The sequence below is a fragment of the Nocardioides sp. Kera G14 genome (genome assembly GCF_020715565.1).
Lineage (GTDB): Bacteria > Actinomycetota > Actinomycetes > Propionibacteriales > Nocardioidaceae > Nocardioides.
This window is the reverse complement of the sequence record NZ_CP085839.1, coordinates 3,047,439-3,061,747: the sequence shown is the minus strand read 5'-3', so window position 1 is coordinate 3,061,747 and position 14,309 is coordinate 3,047,439. Positions and strand designations below refer to the sequence as shown.

At 70.5% G+C, this 14,309-nt stretch carries 18 protein-coding genes and 2 tRNA genes; 15 read left to right on the top strand and 5 right to left on the bottom strand.

Annotation, left to right across the window (positions count from 1 at the left end; translation table 11 throughout):
* The first annotated feature begins 88 nt into the window (after positions 1–88).
* The 3 genes from LH076_RS14980 (at position 89) to LH076_RS14970 (ending at position 2,518) form a co-directional block, all read left to right on the top strand.
* A complete protein-coding gene (locus tag LH076_RS14980) occupies positions 89–1,027 on the top strand; it encodes an acetoacetate decarboxylase family protein (protein ID WP_227781554.1) in 939 nt (312 codons plus the stop codon).
* Positions 1,028–1,109: 82 nt separating this feature from the next.
* Positions 1,110–1,925, top strand: a complete 816-nt coding sequence (locus LH076_RS14975) for an HAD family hydrolase (RefSeq protein WP_227781553.1) — start codon at positions 1,110–1,112, stop codon at positions 1,923–1,925.
* A gap of 11 nt (positions 1,926–1,936) precedes the next feature.
* Positions 1,937–2,518, top strand: coding sequence for a hypothetical protein (locus LH076_RS14970; RefSeq protein ID WP_227781552.1), 582 nt, complete (start codon positions 1,937–1,939; stop codon positions 2,516–2,518).
* A 40-nt stretch (positions 2,519–2,558) separates the two neighbouring features.
* Here LH076_RS14970 and LH076_RS14965 read toward each other — a convergent pair whose 3' ends face one another.
* Positions 2,559–3,536 (bottom strand): NAD(P)H-quinone oxidoreductase, encoded by a 978-nt coding sequence (locus tag LH076_RS14965; RefSeq protein ID WP_227781551.1) that lies wholly within the window; start codon positions 3,534–3,536, stop codon positions 2,559–2,561.
* Between the two features lie 33 nt (positions 3,537–3,569).
* Between LH076_RS14965 and LH076_RS14960 the strand changes: the two genes are divergently transcribed.
* Complete coding sequence (locus LH076_RS14960) at positions 3,570–4,100, top strand: bacterial proteasome activator family protein (RefSeq protein ID WP_321573715.1); 531 nt, start codon at positions 3,570–3,572, stop codon at positions 4,098–4,100.
* A 9-nt stretch (positions 4,101–4,109) separates the two neighbouring features.
* On the opposite strand, the gene LH076_RS14955 is transcribed toward LH076_RS14960, so the two are convergent.
* The gene (locus LH076_RS14955) at positions 4,110–4,679 is read right to left on the bottom strand and encodes a molybdenum cofactor guanylyltransferase (RefSeq protein ID WP_227781550.1); all 570 of its coding nucleotides are present in this window, start codon (positions 4,677–4,679) and stop codon (positions 4,110–4,112) included.
* A 33-nt stretch (positions 4,680–4,712) separates the two neighbouring features.
* On the opposite strand from LH076_RS14955, the gene LH076_RS14950 reads away from it, so the two are divergent.
* The 6 genes from LH076_RS14950 (at position 4,713) to LH076_RS14925 (ending at position 7,853) form a co-directional block, all read left to right on the top strand.
* A complete protein-coding gene (locus LH076_RS14950) occupies positions 4,713–5,486 on the top strand; it encodes a carbon-nitrogen hydrolase family protein (RefSeq protein WP_227781549.1) in 774 nt (257 codons plus the stop codon).
* Positions 5,487–5,518: 32 nt separating this feature from the next.
* On the top strand, positions 5,519–6,829 hold the full coding sequence (locus LH076_RS14945; protein ID WP_227781548.1) for a hypothetical protein: 1,311 nt from the start codon (positions 5,519–5,521) through the stop codon (positions 6,827–6,829).
* A gap of 45 nt (positions 6,830–6,874) precedes the next feature.
* Complete coding sequence (locus tag LH076_RS14940) at positions 6,875–7,108, top strand: biotin/lipoyl-binding carrier protein (RefSeq protein ID WP_227781547.1); 234 nt, start codon at positions 6,875–6,877, stop codon at positions 7,106–7,108.
* Between the two features lie 42 nt (positions 7,109–7,150).
* Positions 7,151–7,235 (top strand) — tRNA-Ser (locus LH076_RS14935).
* 1 nt (position 7,236) lies between these two features.
* Positions 7,237–7,698, top strand: coding sequence for a hypothetical protein (locus LH076_RS14930; RefSeq protein WP_227781546.1), 462 nt, complete (start codon positions 7,237–7,239; stop codon positions 7,696–7,698).
* Positions 7,699–7,763: 65 nt separating this feature from the next.
* Positions 7,764–7,853, top strand: a tRNA-Ser gene (locus LH076_RS14925).
* Between the two features lie 84 nt (positions 7,854–7,937).
* Here LH076_RS14925 and LH076_RS14920 read toward each other — a convergent pair.
* Complete coding sequence (locus LH076_RS14920; protein WP_227781545.1) at positions 7,938–8,879, bottom strand: GGDEF domain-containing protein; 942 nt, start codon at positions 8,877–8,879, stop codon at positions 7,938–7,940.
* An 81-nt stretch (positions 8,880–8,960) separates the two neighbouring features.
* Positions 8,961–9,338, bottom strand: coding sequence for a TOBE domain-containing protein (locus tag LH076_RS14915; protein ID WP_227781544.1), 378 nt, complete (start codon positions 9,336–9,338; stop codon positions 8,961–8,963).
* Between the two features lie 56 nt (positions 9,339–9,394).
* Between LH076_RS14915 and modA the strand changes: the two genes are divergently transcribed.
* Genes modA through LH076_RS14900 form a run of 3 tightly spaced genes read left to right on the top strand, consistent with a single transcriptional unit; the run spans position 9,395 to position 11,242 of the window.
* Positions 9,395–10,174: a molybdate ABC transporter substrate-binding protein gene (gene modA / locus LH076_RS14910; RefSeq protein ID WP_227781543.1), complete on the top strand. Its 780-nt coding sequence runs from the start codon at positions 9,395–9,397 to the stop codon at positions 10,172–10,174.
* Between the two features lie 7 nt (positions 10,175–10,181).
* Positions 10,182–10,988: an ABC transporter permease gene (locus LH076_RS14905; RefSeq protein ID WP_227781542.1), complete on the top strand. Its 807-nt coding sequence runs from the start codon at positions 10,182–10,184 to the stop codon at positions 10,986–10,988.
* Between the two features lie 17 nt (positions 10,989–11,005).
* On the top strand, positions 11,006–11,242 hold the full coding sequence (locus LH076_RS14900) for a MoaD/ThiS family protein (RefSeq protein WP_227781541.1): 237 nt from the start codon (positions 11,006–11,008) through the stop codon (positions 11,240–11,242).
* 40 nt (positions 11,243–11,282) lie between these two features.
* Here LH076_RS14900 and LH076_RS14895 read toward each other — a convergent pair whose 3' ends face one another.
* A complete protein-coding gene (locus LH076_RS14895; RefSeq protein ID WP_227781540.1) occupies positions 11,283–11,867 on the bottom strand; it encodes an NTP transferase domain-containing protein in 585 nt (194 codons plus the stop codon).
* A gap of 318 nt (positions 11,868–12,185) precedes the next feature.
* Between LH076_RS14895 and LH076_RS14890 the strand changes: the two genes are divergently transcribed.
* On the top strand, positions 12,186–13,166 hold the full coding sequence (locus tag LH076_RS14890) for an XdhC family protein (protein ID WP_227781539.1): 981 nt from the start codon (positions 12,186–12,188) through the stop codon (positions 13,164–13,166).
* Positions 13,163–14,167, top strand: coding sequence for a GTP 3',8-cyclase MoaA (moaA, locus tag LH076_RS14885; protein WP_227781538.1), 1,005 nt, complete (start codon positions 13,163–13,165; stop codon positions 14,165–14,167). Before LH076_RS14890 ends, moaA begins: the two co-directional genes overlap by 4 nt.
* Positions 14,168–14,309: the final 142 nt, after the last annotated feature.

Genomic DNA, 14,309 nt, shown 5'->3' with positions numbered 1-14,309 from the left:
TTCTCCAGTAGTGAATGTTGACAATGTTCACATAGAGTACGAAGCTGCTGTGAGCAGTGTCAACATCGCACCGTAACGAGGAGCACTCATGTCAATCACCCAGCCGGCCGAGAGCGTCACGATTGAGCTCGGGAGACGCACCGTGACCGTCCCGAAGGGCGGCTACTACGACCGCTTCCGGATGGATCCCGACCTCGATCAGGTTGCGGCCGACCCGCGCGTCAGCAACGTCGACTTCTTCCGTGGCCTGTCCAAGACCAAGGTCGGCTCGCCGATCGGCGAGACGTACACGCCCAACTTCTACTACCGGATGTCGTCGGCGCGGCTCACCATGCTCGCCCGCTCCTCGGCGATCCGCTCACGGCTCCCCGAGGAGCTCGAGCCGCTCGAGATCGCGCCGGGCATCGGCCTGGCCTCGGTCATCTTCTTCCGGTACGACGTGTGCGACATCGACTTCTACACCGAGGCTGCCGTCGGCGTCGCCGTCAAGCCTGCCCGCCACGGCGGGCTCGGCTTCCTGGACCTCGTCACCGACCTGAAGAACGACCACCTGCACTCCTACGTCTTCGCCCTTCCCGTGAACACGGAGATCGCCCAGGTCCGTGGCCACGACGGCTACGGCTTCCCCAAGTGGGTGACCGAGCTCGACGTGGACATCGACAACGAGACCACCACCGCGCGCGTCGCCAATGACGCAGGCGGGGTCGACATCGCCTTCGCCGCCCCGACGCCCAAACAGTCCAGGTTCCGCTCCGGCGAGCGGGTCTCGTCCCTGACGTCCTACACGAAGGTCAACGGCATCTGGCAGTCGACGTTCAACCAGACCAACCTGCTCAGTGCCGGCAGCGTCAGCCTGCCGCGTGGCCTCAAGCTCGAGCTCGGCGAGGGCCGGATGTCCGACGACCTTCGTGCGCTCAAGCCGATCAAGACGCTCCGTCTCGATGTGGCGACCGAGGCCCAGGCGGCCCTCCACATGCCCGTAACGACCTCTCTCCGACCGCGTGAGGCCGCGCCCGAGAGCCGCTGACCCGGTCATTCGCAAACCTGTGTCATCAGCGAGGTGCACCGAAACTGGGCGGGCGCGGTCAGTGCGGGGGAGAATGATCGCGATGTCTCCCAGCTCCGCCGCCGCCCCCGCGCGGACTCCGCGCCTCGTCGCGACCGACCTCGACGGCACCCTCATCCGCACGGACGGGTCGGTGTCGGCGTACACGGCCTCGGTGCTCGCGGAGCTCGACCGACGCGACGTGCCGGTGGTCTTCGTGACCGGCCGGCCGCTGCGCTGGGCGCGTGAGGTCTTCGAGTACGTCGGCAGCCACGGTCTCGCGATCGTCACGAACGGTGCGATGGTGTGGGACGTGGCCACCGACGGACCGCGACTGGAGCGGGCGATCCAGCCCGACGTCGCACTGTCCGTCGCGAGCACGCTGCGCGAGTCGATGCCCGACGTGCTCTTCTCCGTGGAGACGGTGGAGGGCTGGTCGGTCGAAGAGGGTCTCGTCCACGGACGCCGGATCGCCCCGGTCCGGGTCGGCTCGCTCGAGGAGATCCTCGCCGGCCCGGTGCTCAAGCTGATGGCGAGGCGCGACGGCGCGAACCCCGACGAGTTCGTCGCCTCGGCGGTCGAGCTGGTGGGGGAGGTCGTCGAGGTGACGCACTCGTCCTTCCCGCTGCTCGAGATCAGCGCCCGTGGCGTCACCAAGGCGTCGACCCTGGCCATGCTCTGCGAGGACCTCGGCATCGCCGCAACCGACGTCGTCGCGTTCGGCGACATGCCCAACGACCTGCCGATGCTGACGTGGGCCGGGCTCTCCTACGCGATGGCCGATGCGCATCCCGATGTCGTGTCGTGCGCCTCGCGCCTCGCGCCCGGGCATGACGACGACGGCGTGGCCACGGTCCTCGCGGAATTGCTGGGTCTGTGAGGATGGGCGCCATGCTCCGTCGTCTACTGGCCCTCCTCGTCCCGAGCGCCGCGCTCGGGATGCTGGTTCTCGTCGCGCCGGGCATGGGCGGCGTCGCGAGCGCGGCGCCCGCCGCCTGTGCGAAGCCCCTCCCGGCCGCGGCCATGGACCGGGCCTCGGCGGTCTTCACGGGCGTCGTCGCCTCGAGCACGACCAACGCCGACGGATTCGTCTCCACCGTCAATGTCGACCGCGTCTACAAGGGCACAGTCGCCAACGCCTCCGTGCTGGTCACGACCCCTGCCGGGCGGTGCGGCCTCGGCAAGCTCACACCTGACGAGCGCTACGTGCTGATGGTGACCGTCAAGGGCGACCGCCTCGTCGCCGGCGCCGCCTCCGGCAGCGCCCTGGCGAGCGACCAGCTCCTCGCCCGCGTGCAGGCGGTCCTCGGTGCGGGCGAGCCTGTCGGTGCCACGCCCGCCGCCCCGACGGTTGAGCTGAAGCGCGTCGGCGAGGCCAATCCCACGCCGTTCCTCAGGGCTGCGGCACCCGGCCTCGCGCTGGCGCTGGTGGGGCTCCTCGGCTGGGCCGCCGCCCGCCGCTACGCCCACTGACCCCGCCGAATCCGGGCTCTCCCACCGTCGAACTTTGGGCTCAGGTCGTGAGCAGGAGCTTTCCGGTGTGGTCACCGGACTCCATGTGCCGGTGGGCCTCAGCTGCCTCTGCCAGCGGGAACGTCCGGCTCACCTGCTCCTTGACCCGGCCGGACTCGATGAGCGGCCAGACGTACTCGACGACCTCGGCACAGATGGCGGCCTTGCCACGCGGTCCGTCGGTCGGGCGTGAACGGAGGGTGGTGCCGATCACCGCCGCCCGCTTCCGCATCAGCGCGTTGATGTCGAGCTCGGCCTTGGCCCCACCCTGCAGGCCGATGATCGCGAGCCGACCGCCGTCAGCGAGGGCCTCGACGTTGCGCATCAGATACTTCGCGCCCATGTTGTCGAGGATGACGTCGGCCCCGCCGAGCCCCTGGGCGATCTCGACGAAGTCCTCCTCGCGATAGTTGATCGCCCGCTCCGCACCCAGACTCTGGGCGTACGTCGCCTTGTCGGCCGATCCGACGGTGGTGATCACCCGCGCACCGAGGGCGGAGGCGAGCTGGATGGCGAAGGAGCCGATCCCGCCTGCCCCGCCGTGCACGAGGAACAGGTCGCCCTGCTCGAGGCCCGCATGCATCACGATGTTCGACCAGACCGTGCACGCTACCTCGGGCAGCGCGGCAGCCTCGACGAGGTCGACACCGGCCGGGACGTGCATGACCTGGCCCGCAGGCACTGCCACCGTGGTCGCATAACCGCCCCCAGCCAGGAGGGCGCAGACCTCGTCGCCGACCTGCCAGCCGTCGACGTCCTCGCCGACCGCGGAGATCCGGCCGCTGCATTCCATGCCGATGATGTCGGAGGCGCCGGGCGGAGGTGGATAGAAGCCCTGGCGCTGCAGCAGGTCGGCGCGGTTGAGCCCGGCGGCGACGATCTCGATGACGACCTCACCGGCGCCTGGCGCCGGATCGGTCACCTCCTGGACCTCCAGCACCTCCGGCCCACCCGGCTCCCGCGCGATCACAGCCCGCATGAGCTCCAACCTAGCCTCACTACAGTGGGCGGCATGAGCGAGCAGCCGTCGTACGCCCCGGACGTGACCATCGTCGAGCCGCAGTCCCCCGGCAACTCCACCCAGGCGGAGGAGTCCGAGGAGAAGTCGATCACCGACCTGGTGGAGCAGCCGGCGAAGGTGATGCGCATCGGGTCGATGATCCGTCAGCTCCTCGAGGAGGTGAAGTCGGCTCCACTCGATGAGGCCAGCCGCGCTCGGCTGAAGGAGATCCACGAGTCGTCGATCAAGGAGCTGGAGCAGGGCCTCGCCCCCGAGCTGGTCGAGGAGCTCGACCGGCTCGCGCTGCCGTTCTCCGAGGAGGCGCCGAGTGAGGCCGAGCTGCGGATCGCCCAGGCCCAGCTCGTCGGTTGGCTCGAGGGGCTTTTCCACGGCATCCAGACCGCGATCTATGCGCAGCAGGTCGCTGCTCGGGCGCAGTTCGAGCAGATCCGCCGCGGCCTGCCGCCGGGCGTGAGCCTGCAGGGCGGGGCACCCGACGGTGAGCAGCCCGCCCCCGGGCAGCCCAGCGGGATGTACCTCTGACCGCTGGTGTCAGGCCTCGTCGAGGTCGCGCAGGTCGGTCCAGGTGTCGATGTCGCGGTGCTCGTCGCCGACGGCCGGGACGTCGGCGAGCGAGAGCGGCGACAGCAGGGCGTGCAGCGCCATCGAGTGCTGTGCCTCGTAGCTCGGCCGCACCTCCAGCAGCCGGTCGCGTCGCAGCACCATCGCGAGCTGGCGCCGTCCGGTCGGGTCGACGAGGGCCGCTCCGTCACCGCCCGCGGACTCGGCGGCGTCCGTCAGACGTCGCATCGTGCCCATGGTCAGGTGCGGCATGTCGACCGCCAGCACGCCGACGTACGCCGGGCGACGGAGCAGCGCGTCGACACCGGTCAGGAGGCCGGCCACGGGCCCGCCGAAACGTGGTGACTCCCGTGTGAAGGTCACCGGCCGGTCGGTCGGCACATGTTCGCCGACGACCACGACCTCGGAGGCGTCGATGCACGCGTCGAGGCTCCATTCGAGCATTGTCCGGCCGGCGATCTCGATGCCGGCCTTGTCGACGCCGTCAAGGCGGCTTCCGCGTCCACCGGCGAGGATGATCGCCGCCCACGTCTCGAGCACCACGTCACACTAGTGAGTTCTAGGCTGGACGTCATGGGGTGGGAGAAGCTCGATGTCGCACTGGTGCAGGCCGCCTCTGGTCTCGACCCTGCCGCGAACACCGCCCGGCTCGCCGAGCTGACCCCCGCCGGCGCCGACCTCGTCGTGCTGCCGGAGGTCTTCCAGCGCGACTTCGGTCCGGTGACCGACTCCCTGATCCCGTACGCCGAGCGGCTGGACGGTCCCTTCGCGACCGAGCTCCGCCGCGTGTCCTCCGAGAGGGCGACCACGATCGTCGCGGGCATGGCCGAGGCGACCGACGGGCCGCCGTACAACACCCTCCTCGTCGCCGACGGCGTCACGCCCGCGACCGGGCACTATCGCAAGATCCACCTCTACGACTCCTTCGGCTACAAGGAGTCCGAGCGGCTCAGCGCCGGCCCGTTGACGCCGACCGTCGTCGAGGTCGCGGGCGCGAGGGTCGGGCTGATGACCTGTTACGACCTGCGCTTCCCAGAGCTGGCCCGCGCCCTCGTCGCCGCCGGCGCGGAGGTGCTGGTCGTCCCGGCGGCCTGGGTCGCCGGCGAGCGGAAGGTCGATCACTGGCGCACCCTGGCCCGCGCCCGGGCGATCGAGAACACCGTCTATGTGGCGGCGTGCGGCCAGCCGGCGCCGCGCTACTCCGGGCACTCGGTCGTCGTCGACCCGCTCGGTGACGTCCTCGCGGAGGCCGGCGACGGCGAGGAGACGATCACCGCCACGCTGGCCGCCAGCCGCCTCGCCGAGGCCCGCGCGACCAACCCCTCGCTCGCCAATCGCCGGCTCTGAGCCCGTGACCCGCCGCGGTAAGGTCACCGACCGTGAGTGAACCTGGGGGACGTCGCCGCGCCGCAACGCCGGCGCCACGTTCCAGCAGGCGTCCGAAGGGCGGCAAGCGCGCTGCGCGACCGGCCGACACGCAGTCGATCCCGGCGTTCGTGGAGCACGATGACGGCATCCCGACGCCCGCCCCTGCGCCCGCTCCCGCCCCGGAGCCCGTCGTCACGCGGGAGCCGACCCGCATCCCGAGCGCGGACACCATCACCCGCGGTGTCCCGCCCCTGGCGCCGGCCACGCCGCGTCGACAGACCGCCCTCGAGGGCCCGACCCCGATGGCGGTCGAGCCGACCCACACCCCGAAGGCGCCGCTGGTCGAGATCGTCCTGTGGGTCGTCGTGATCCTCGTGGGCGGGGCCGCCCTCGTCCTGGGCAACGGCCTGGATCGTGGCCCCGAGTGGCTCGGCGGCGCCGGCAGCGTCGTCATCGGTGCCGCCTACGTGTGGGTGCTCTCCGCCCGCACGGGTGGCCGGCCCCTCGTCTTCAGTGTGCTGACTGCGGTGGCCGGGGTGGTCACCCTGGTGGCCGACCGGCCCGTGCTGGACACGGGAGCGGCCGCCGTACTGGCAGCGATCGCCTCGGTCCTCGGCGTGGTGATCACCGTCCCGGCGGTGCGGGTGCTCGCGGCGGTCCGGGAGACCTGCCTGGCCATCGTGGTGGCGGCCGGTGGCGCCGTGGCGGCGCTCGGGTTCAGACCGCAGGTCGACGTCGACCGCTTCGGATACGCCGTCCTCGTCCTCTCCCTCGTCTGCGCCTTCACCCTGGTCTACCGGCTTGGCGCGGGCCTGCACGGGCTCGGTCGACGCGGCGTCGTCATCGTCCTGGTCGGGGCGATCGTGCTCGTCGCGACGCTGCTCTACGCCGAGGCACTGCGCCGCTATGCCGACTCCGGACTCGTCGAGAGCGGTCTTGACCTCGTCCGCTGGTGCCGTGACCACGTCGGCGCCTTCCCGCGCCCGGTCGAGGCGCTCCTCGGCGTACCGGCCCTCGCGTGGGGCACCCACATGCGCGCCCGCCGCCGGCAGGGCTGGTGGGTCTGCGCGTTCGGCACGGCCGGCACCGCGGCGGTCGCCTCCTCGCTCATGAACCCCGGGATCGGCGTCATCGAGGTCGTCCTCTCCGTCGGCTACGGCCTCGTGATCGGCCTCATCCTCGGGTACGTCGTCATCCGACTCGACCTCGCGCTCACCGGCACGACCGCCGGTCGCAGGGCGGTCGGCCGTCGCGGCCGTCTCCTCGAGGAGCGCGAGAAGGCTGTGCGCCCGGAGCCCAAACGCACCGGCTCATTGTTGTAGGAAACGTGCACGCCCCCGCGGTGGGCGCGGACCTAGCGTCGGAGCATGTCCAGCACCTCCAGGGGCCAGCGTCCCGTCGCGGCCGAGCTCGTCGCCGTCGTCCTCGCCGTCGAGGTGACCGAGGGGCAGCGGGTCGAGGCGGGGGAGACCCTGGTGCTGCTGGAGTCCATGAAGATGGAGATCCCCGTCCTGGCCGAGGCGCCGGGCGTCGTCGAGCTGGTCAAGGTCACCCCGGGTGACAAGGTGCAGGACGGCGACGTCCTCGTCGTGCTTGCCTGAATCGCCGCCTCGACGCCGAGCCCGATATCCTCTGCGGGTTCAGGGTGGTTGGCAGAGTGGTCGATTGCGTCGGTCTTGAAAACCGAAGTTGTGAAAGCAACCGGGGGTTCGAATCCCTCACCACCCGCGTGTCTGACAGCGCTGCCGAGATGACGTACTACCGCCTCGCCCCCCAGGTCCGGGTGCGGTTCATCGGCCTCTACCTCGTGGCCCTCGCGATCGTCGTCTTCGCGTTGACGGTGGTGTTCGTCGCCGCCGATCTCACCCCCGACGTCATGATCGTCATCGCGGTCCTCGGTCTGATCGGCCTCGGCGTCCTCGCGTGGTGGCTCTCCAGCCGTGCGTACGTCGTCAGGGCCACGCCCGACGCCTACGAGGTCCGCCTCGTACGCGGCGCCGGGACCCGTTCGGCCCGCTGGGCCGCCGTCGAGGACGCGGTGACGACCTCACCGCACGGCATCGACTGCGTCGTGCTCCGCCTCAAGGACGGCACGACGACGACCATCCCGGTCGAGCTCCTCGCGGTGCAGAAGGACGAGTTCGTCCGCCAGCTCCAGGGCTTCCTGCAGCAGGGCCAGTTGCGTCGGTAGGGACCGGGTCCGAGCCCGATTGGTGACCGGGGCCACCGGCCCGGTAACCTCGGACGCGCTGTCGTGGAGGTGTCGCCTAGTCCGGTCTATGGCGCCGCACTGCTAATGCGGTTTGGGGTAACCCATCGCGAGTTCAAATCTCGCCACCTCCGCCAGCACGATGGAGATCAGCACCATCGGCGAGGCCCGGATCCGCTCACGCGGGTCCGGGCCTGCGGCATTTCGCGGATCCGCTGAGATCAGGCGACGGCGTGCTGCGCACGGCCGGCCGACTTGGCGGCGTACAGCGCCTTGTCGGCGCGGTCGAGCAGCTCGCGACCACCCTCGCCGCCCTGGTGCACGGCGATGCCGATCGAGCAGGTCTGGGCGTCAGGGACGTCGACGAGGATCTCCGACGCCACGGCCTGCGCGGCCGGGAGGTCGGCGCCGATCAGCGCCACCGCGAACTCCTCGCCGCCCCAGCGGGCCACGAGGTTGCCGGGCCCGGCGACGGCCGTCAGGCGGTGGCCGAACTCGCTGAGCAGGTCGTCGCCGGCGAGGTGTCCGTACCGGTCGTTGTACTCCTTGAAGTGGTCGAGGTCGACGAGGAGGACGGCGAAGGGCCGGCGACCGGTCGAGAGCGCGGCGATCTCGGTGTCCCACTCGCGGCGGTTCGGCAGGCCGGTGAGGGCGTCCGTGGCGGCCAGCTTCACCAGCGACCGGCGAGCCTCGGCGAGGTTCGCGATCAACCAGGCCGGCAGCTCGGAGACCGACAGCCAGACCACGATGCTGAGCGAGAGTCGTACCGCCAATTGGTCCAGAGGCAGGTCGACGACGAGGCAGTAGGCCACGATCGCCACGGGAAGCTTGACGAGCGACCCTCCGCGCGGCTGGGTGAAGCCGACGTAGAGGAAACCCACGGCCATCGCGGCGATCGAGAGGACCGCGGCCGTGGGGGCGAGCCGGGAGGCGCCGATCATGCCGAGGCAGTCGAGCAGTGGCCAGACGTAGAGCATGGGTCGCCTCAGCCAGCGGAGGCCCAGCAGCCAGACGAGGACGATCGCCGCGAGGCTCGCGAGGTAGTACGTGGTGACCTCGCCGGAGACCTCGGACGTCGTGAACGTGGCGAGGTAGCAGATCGAGGCGACGATGCAGAGACCGACGGCGCCGCGGAAGTGCCACTGGCGGACGTCGAACTCCATGGGCCCCACCCCTCTTCGCGATCGCGTCGTCACCAAGCCTGCCATGCCGCGCTGCGACAGACCGACTTTATGCGTCAGATCTCACGACGAGGCCTGCACCATCACGCTGGTCGCCTTCACGACGGCGGTCGCCGGTACGCCGGGCTCGAGTCCGAGCTCCTCGGCGGCCTCCCTGCTCATCAGCGAGACGACGCGGTAGTCACCGCAGGCAAGCTCGACCTGGGCCATGACACCGTCCTTCGTGACGGCGACGACGATGCCCTCGAAGTGGTTGCGCGCACTGGTGCCGCGCTGTGTCGGCGCGAGGGAGGCTTTGAGCTCACTCAACCGGTCCGCGGGCAGCACGCGCTGGTTTCCGCGCCGCTCGAAGGTGACCCGGCCCTCGACCTCCCATCGGCGCAGCGTGTCGGGGCTGACGCCGACGGCCTTCGCCACCTCGCCGATCCGCAGGTATTCCATGGGCCGAATCCTAAGACCGGCTTTCTGCTTAGGTATTTCCTAACTATGGTGCGGACATGAAATCGCTCGCAGTGATCGCCGCCGGCCTCGTTCTGTCGCCCCTCCTCGCCGCCTGCGGCAGCAGCTCCGACACCGGCGCCACGGAGGGTGATCTCGCCGGCACGATCACGGTCTTCGCGGCCTCGTCGCTCACGGGGACCTTCACGGAGCTCGGCAAGGAGTTCGAGCAGGCGCATGACGGTGCCAAGGTCGTCTTCGAGTTCGGGTCGTCCGGGGATCTGGCCACGAAGATCACCGAGGCCGGGGGCGCCGACGTCTTCGCGTCGGCGGCTCCGAAGAACATGGACGCCGTGGTCGCTGCCGACCTCGTCGCAGGCACGCCGGAGACCTTCGCCGGCAACACGGCCGAGATCGCGACCGCCCCGGGAAATCCGAAGGGCATCACGTCACTGGCAGACCTGGCTGAACCCGGTGTGAAGCTCGCGCTCTGTGTGACGACTGCTCCCTGTGGTGCGCTCGCAACACAGCTCGCCACTGACAACGGGCTCACCTTCACGCCGACCGCATCAGAGCCGGACGTGAAGTCAACGCTCGCCGTCGTCCAGTCGGGTGAGGTCGATGCCGGCATCGTCTACGTGACCGACGTCAAGGCGGCAGGTGACAAGGTGACGGGCGTGCCGCTCACCGAGGCGCAGGCCGAGGGTGCGACGACGTCCTATCCCATCGCTACGCTCAAGGACTCGAGGAAGTCCGCGCTCGCGAAGGCCTTCGTCGCCTTCGTCCGCGGAAAGGCCGGTGTCGCGGCACTGACCGAGGCGGGCTTCACCACACCATGAGACCGTGATGCCGACTCGTCCCCCATGGATGCTGCTCCCGCCGGCCCTGCTGGCGGCGCTGGTCCTCGTCCTGCCCACCGTCGCGCTGCTCATCCGGGCGCCGTGGGCGGATCTGCCGACGATCTACGGCCATGCCGACTCCGCGGACGGCGTGGATGTGGGCGCCGCCGTACGGCTGTCGCTCATCGCGGCGGCGATCACCACGGCGATCGCCGCAGTCCTCGGGGCGCCTCTGGCCTGGTTGCTGGCGCGGATCTCCTTCCCGGGCCGTGGCCTCCTCCGCGCTGCCGTAACCCTGCCGATGGTGCTGCCGCCCGTCGTCGGCGGTCTCTCGCTGCTGCTGGCCTTCGGTCGCCGCGGCGTCTTCGGCCAGTGGCTCGACCAGTGGTTCGGCATGTCGCTCGCCTTCACACCGGCGGCCGTCGTGCTGGCCCAACTCTTCGTCGCGATGCCCTTCCTCGTCGTCACCCTGGAGGGGGCCTTCCGGGTCGGCGACCGGGTGCACGAGGAGGCGGCCGCGACGCTCGGCGCCAGCCGGATGCAGGTCTTCCTCCGGGTCACGGTGCCGATGGCGCTGCCCTCACTCGGCGCCGGCATGGTGCTCTGCTGGTCGCGAGCGCTGGGGGAGTTCGGCGCGACCGTGCTCTTCGCGGGCAACGTCATCGACCACACCCAGACCGCCCCCACCGGTGTGCTCACGGCCTTCCAGTCCAGCCCCGAGGAGGCGATCGCCCTGTCGCTGCCGATGATCCTGATCGCCGTGGTCGTCCTCGTCGCGCTGCGCGACCGCTGGCTACGGGCACTCCTCCGCTGACGCCGTAACCTGTACGCATGGCCACCGTGACTGTCCGCTACTTCGCGGGGGCGAAGGCGGCGGCCGGCGTCGAGAGCGAACAGCTGGTGGCCTCGACGCTCGCCGACCTGAAGGCCGAGCTCTCGTCGCGGCCCGACCTCCGCGGTGTCTGCATGGCCAGCTCCTTCTTGGTCAACGGCGCCCAGGCGGAGGCCGATCAGCCGCTGCCGGACGGGGCCGAGGTCCACGTACTGCCGCCCTTCGCCGGCGGGTGAGGAGCCCCGGACTCGACGGTAGGAGACCCCGGATTCGGCGTCAGGGAAGCCGGGATTCGACGAAGCGGCGGAGGTCCTCGGGGGTGTCGAGGTCCGTGGCGACGCCGGGAACCTCGATCTCGTCGACCAGGTCGGGATGGGAGGCGAGGAAGCGTCGGGCGCCCTCGTCGGGACCAGCGAGACTGAGCGCCTCGTGCCACTCGTCGATGGCCATCACCACGGGGTGGACACGGCGACCCTCGATCGTGCCGACGCTGACGCGTCCGGGTCGCCAGGCGGAGACCACCGAGCGGGTGCCCTCGACGGTCAACCCCGGCTGGTCGACGAGCATGACGGCGACGATGCCCGGCCCGCAGCCGTCGGCCGCCTCAACGCCGATCTGCAGGCTCGAGCGCAGTCCGTCCTCGGGGTCCTCGTTGTGGAAGACCAACGCCTCCGGATAGGCGAAGGACGCCTGCCCGACGACGATCACCGGATCGCATCCGGCCTCCTCGAGGAGGCGTACCGCCCGGTCCATCAGCCGCTCGCCGTCGACGACGAGCTCCGCCTTCGGACCGCCCATCCGTCGGCCGAGACCGGCGGCGAGCACCAGCCCGGTGACCTCGGGGAAGTCGTCGTCCGCCACGACCGCCACCCTAGGCCGCGCGCCGTCGACGGGACCGCGAAATGGAAGCGACCCGCAGACCGTGCCTGGCGGCTTCACCGAGGACGATGCCGGTGCGTCTGCGGGTCGGGTGACTGCGGTGGATTCGCTGACGCGAACCTCGGCAGCCGGAGCTTCCGGGATGCGCTAGCGCGCAGCCACCTCACTCGTCCGAAGAGAAATCATGCTTCGGATCACCTCCTTTCCGTGTCCTACGAAGGTACGCCCGCTGACCCCATCAGCCAACGGGTTTTCGTCGTCCGCAGCCGGTCGCTGTGCACGACGCCCTAGGCTCGTCCCATGCGGGAGGTGAGCGAGGCGCTGGCGCGGTGGAACGCCGACCGCACGGCGTACGCCCTCGCCCGCGTCGTCGAGACCTGGTCCTCCGCCCCTCGCCTCCCCGGCGCCGCGATGGCGGTGAGCGCGGACGGCGAGGTGGTCGGCTCCCTCTCCGGCGGCTGCGTCGAGGGCGCGGTCATCGAGCTCGCGCAGCAGGTGCTCGTCACGGGTGAGGCCGTGCTCGAGACGTACGGCGTCACCGACTCCGACGCCTTCGCCGTCGGCCTGACCTGTGGCGGTGTCATCAGCGTCCTGGTCGAGCCGGTGACCGACGACCACGTGCTCCGTGACCCCGCGGTGCTCGCCACCCTCGCCGAGGGCCGCGACCTGACCCTGCGCACGACGCTGGCCGACGGACTGATCACGACGACCGCCGCACAGCAGGTGGGTGAGCCCACGGGAACGACCGACGGCGTCTTCGTGCACGCCGTCCCCGCGCCGCCTCTCATGGTCCTCACTGGGGCCAACGACTTCGTCCGGGCGGTCGCCGGCCAGGGGAGGGCGCTCGGCCACCGCGTCGTCGTCGTCGATCCGCGGCCCGCCCTCGCGACGCCCGAGCGCTTCCCCGACGCCGACGCGGTCGTCGTCGACTGGCCGCACCGCTATCTGGAGCAGATCGAGCTCGACGAGCGCTCGGTGATCTGCGTGCTGAGCCACGACCCGAAGTTCGACGTCCCCGCCTTGCAGGTGGCGCTCGCCAGCCGCGCCGGATACGTCGGCGCGATGGGCAGCCGACGGACGGACCGTGAGCGCCGCGAGGCGCTGGCATCCGCAGGTGTCTCTGCGCAGGACCTGGAGCGACTCAGCTCCCCGATCGGCCTCGACCTCGCCGCTGCGACTCCGCAGGAGACCGCGGTGGCCATCGCCGCCGAGATCGTCATGCTCGCCCGCGGCGGCACGCCGCAGCGACTGATCACGACCACCGAGGCGATCCACCGATGACCGGGCTCCTCGACACGTTCGGCCGGCGGGCCACCGACCTGCGCGTCTCCCTCACCGACAAGTGCAACCTGCGCTGCACCTACTGCATGCCGGCCGAGGGCCTCCCGTGGCTGCCCAAGGACGAGCTGCTGACCGACGACGAGATCGTGCGGCTGGTGCGCATCGCGGTCCAGGACCTCGGTGTCAACGCGATCCGGTTCACCGGTGGCGAGCCGCTGATCAGGCCCGGGCTGCCCGACCTGATCCGGCGCACTTACGAGCTCGGTGACGACCTCGACCTCTCCCTGACCACCAACGGACTCGGCCTGGAGCGCATCGCCCCCGCGCTCAAGGAGGCCGGGCTGCGGCGTCTCAACGTCTCGCTGGACACCCTCGATCGCGCCCGGTTCCATCAGCTCACGCGACGGGACCGGCTGGACGACGTACTCACGGGGCTGGAGGCCGCCCAGAGTGCCGGCCTGACGCCGGTGAAGGTCAACGCCGTGCTGATGCGAGGAGTGAACGACGACGAGGCGCCGGCACTGCTGAGGTTCGCGCTGGAGCGTGGGTACGAGCTGCGCTTCATCGAGCAGATGCCGATCGACGCCGACCACCAGTGGACGCGCGACAACCTGATCACGGCCGACGAGATCCTCGACAGCCTCCGGACGGAGTTCGAACTCTCGCCGAGTGTGGCTCCTCGTGGCAGTGCCCCGGCGGAGCGATGGCTGGTCGACGGCGGCCCCGCGACGGTGGGCGTGATCGCGTCGGTGACCCAGCCCTTCTGCCGCGCCTGCAACCGCACCCGGCTGACCGCCGACGGCCAGATCAGGGACTGCCTCTTCGCCACCACGGAGACCGACCTGCGGGCGCTCCTGCGCGACGGGTCGGATGACGCCGAGATCGCGGGGCGCTGGAGAACCGCGATGTGGGGCAAGGCTCGGGGCCATGGCCTGGACGAACCGGTCCGACTGGAGGAGTTCGCCGCGGCGAGCCGCTCCATGAGCGCGATCGGCGGCTGACCACCCGAGGTCTTGGACTGCAACTTTGTGCAATGCAAAGATATGAGGGACTAAGGTCCTAACTCGGCCTCTTGCGCACTCGGCAGACTTCTCGTTGCAGGCACCACCACTCGGGACCCACGACAACCGCACTAGCAAGGAC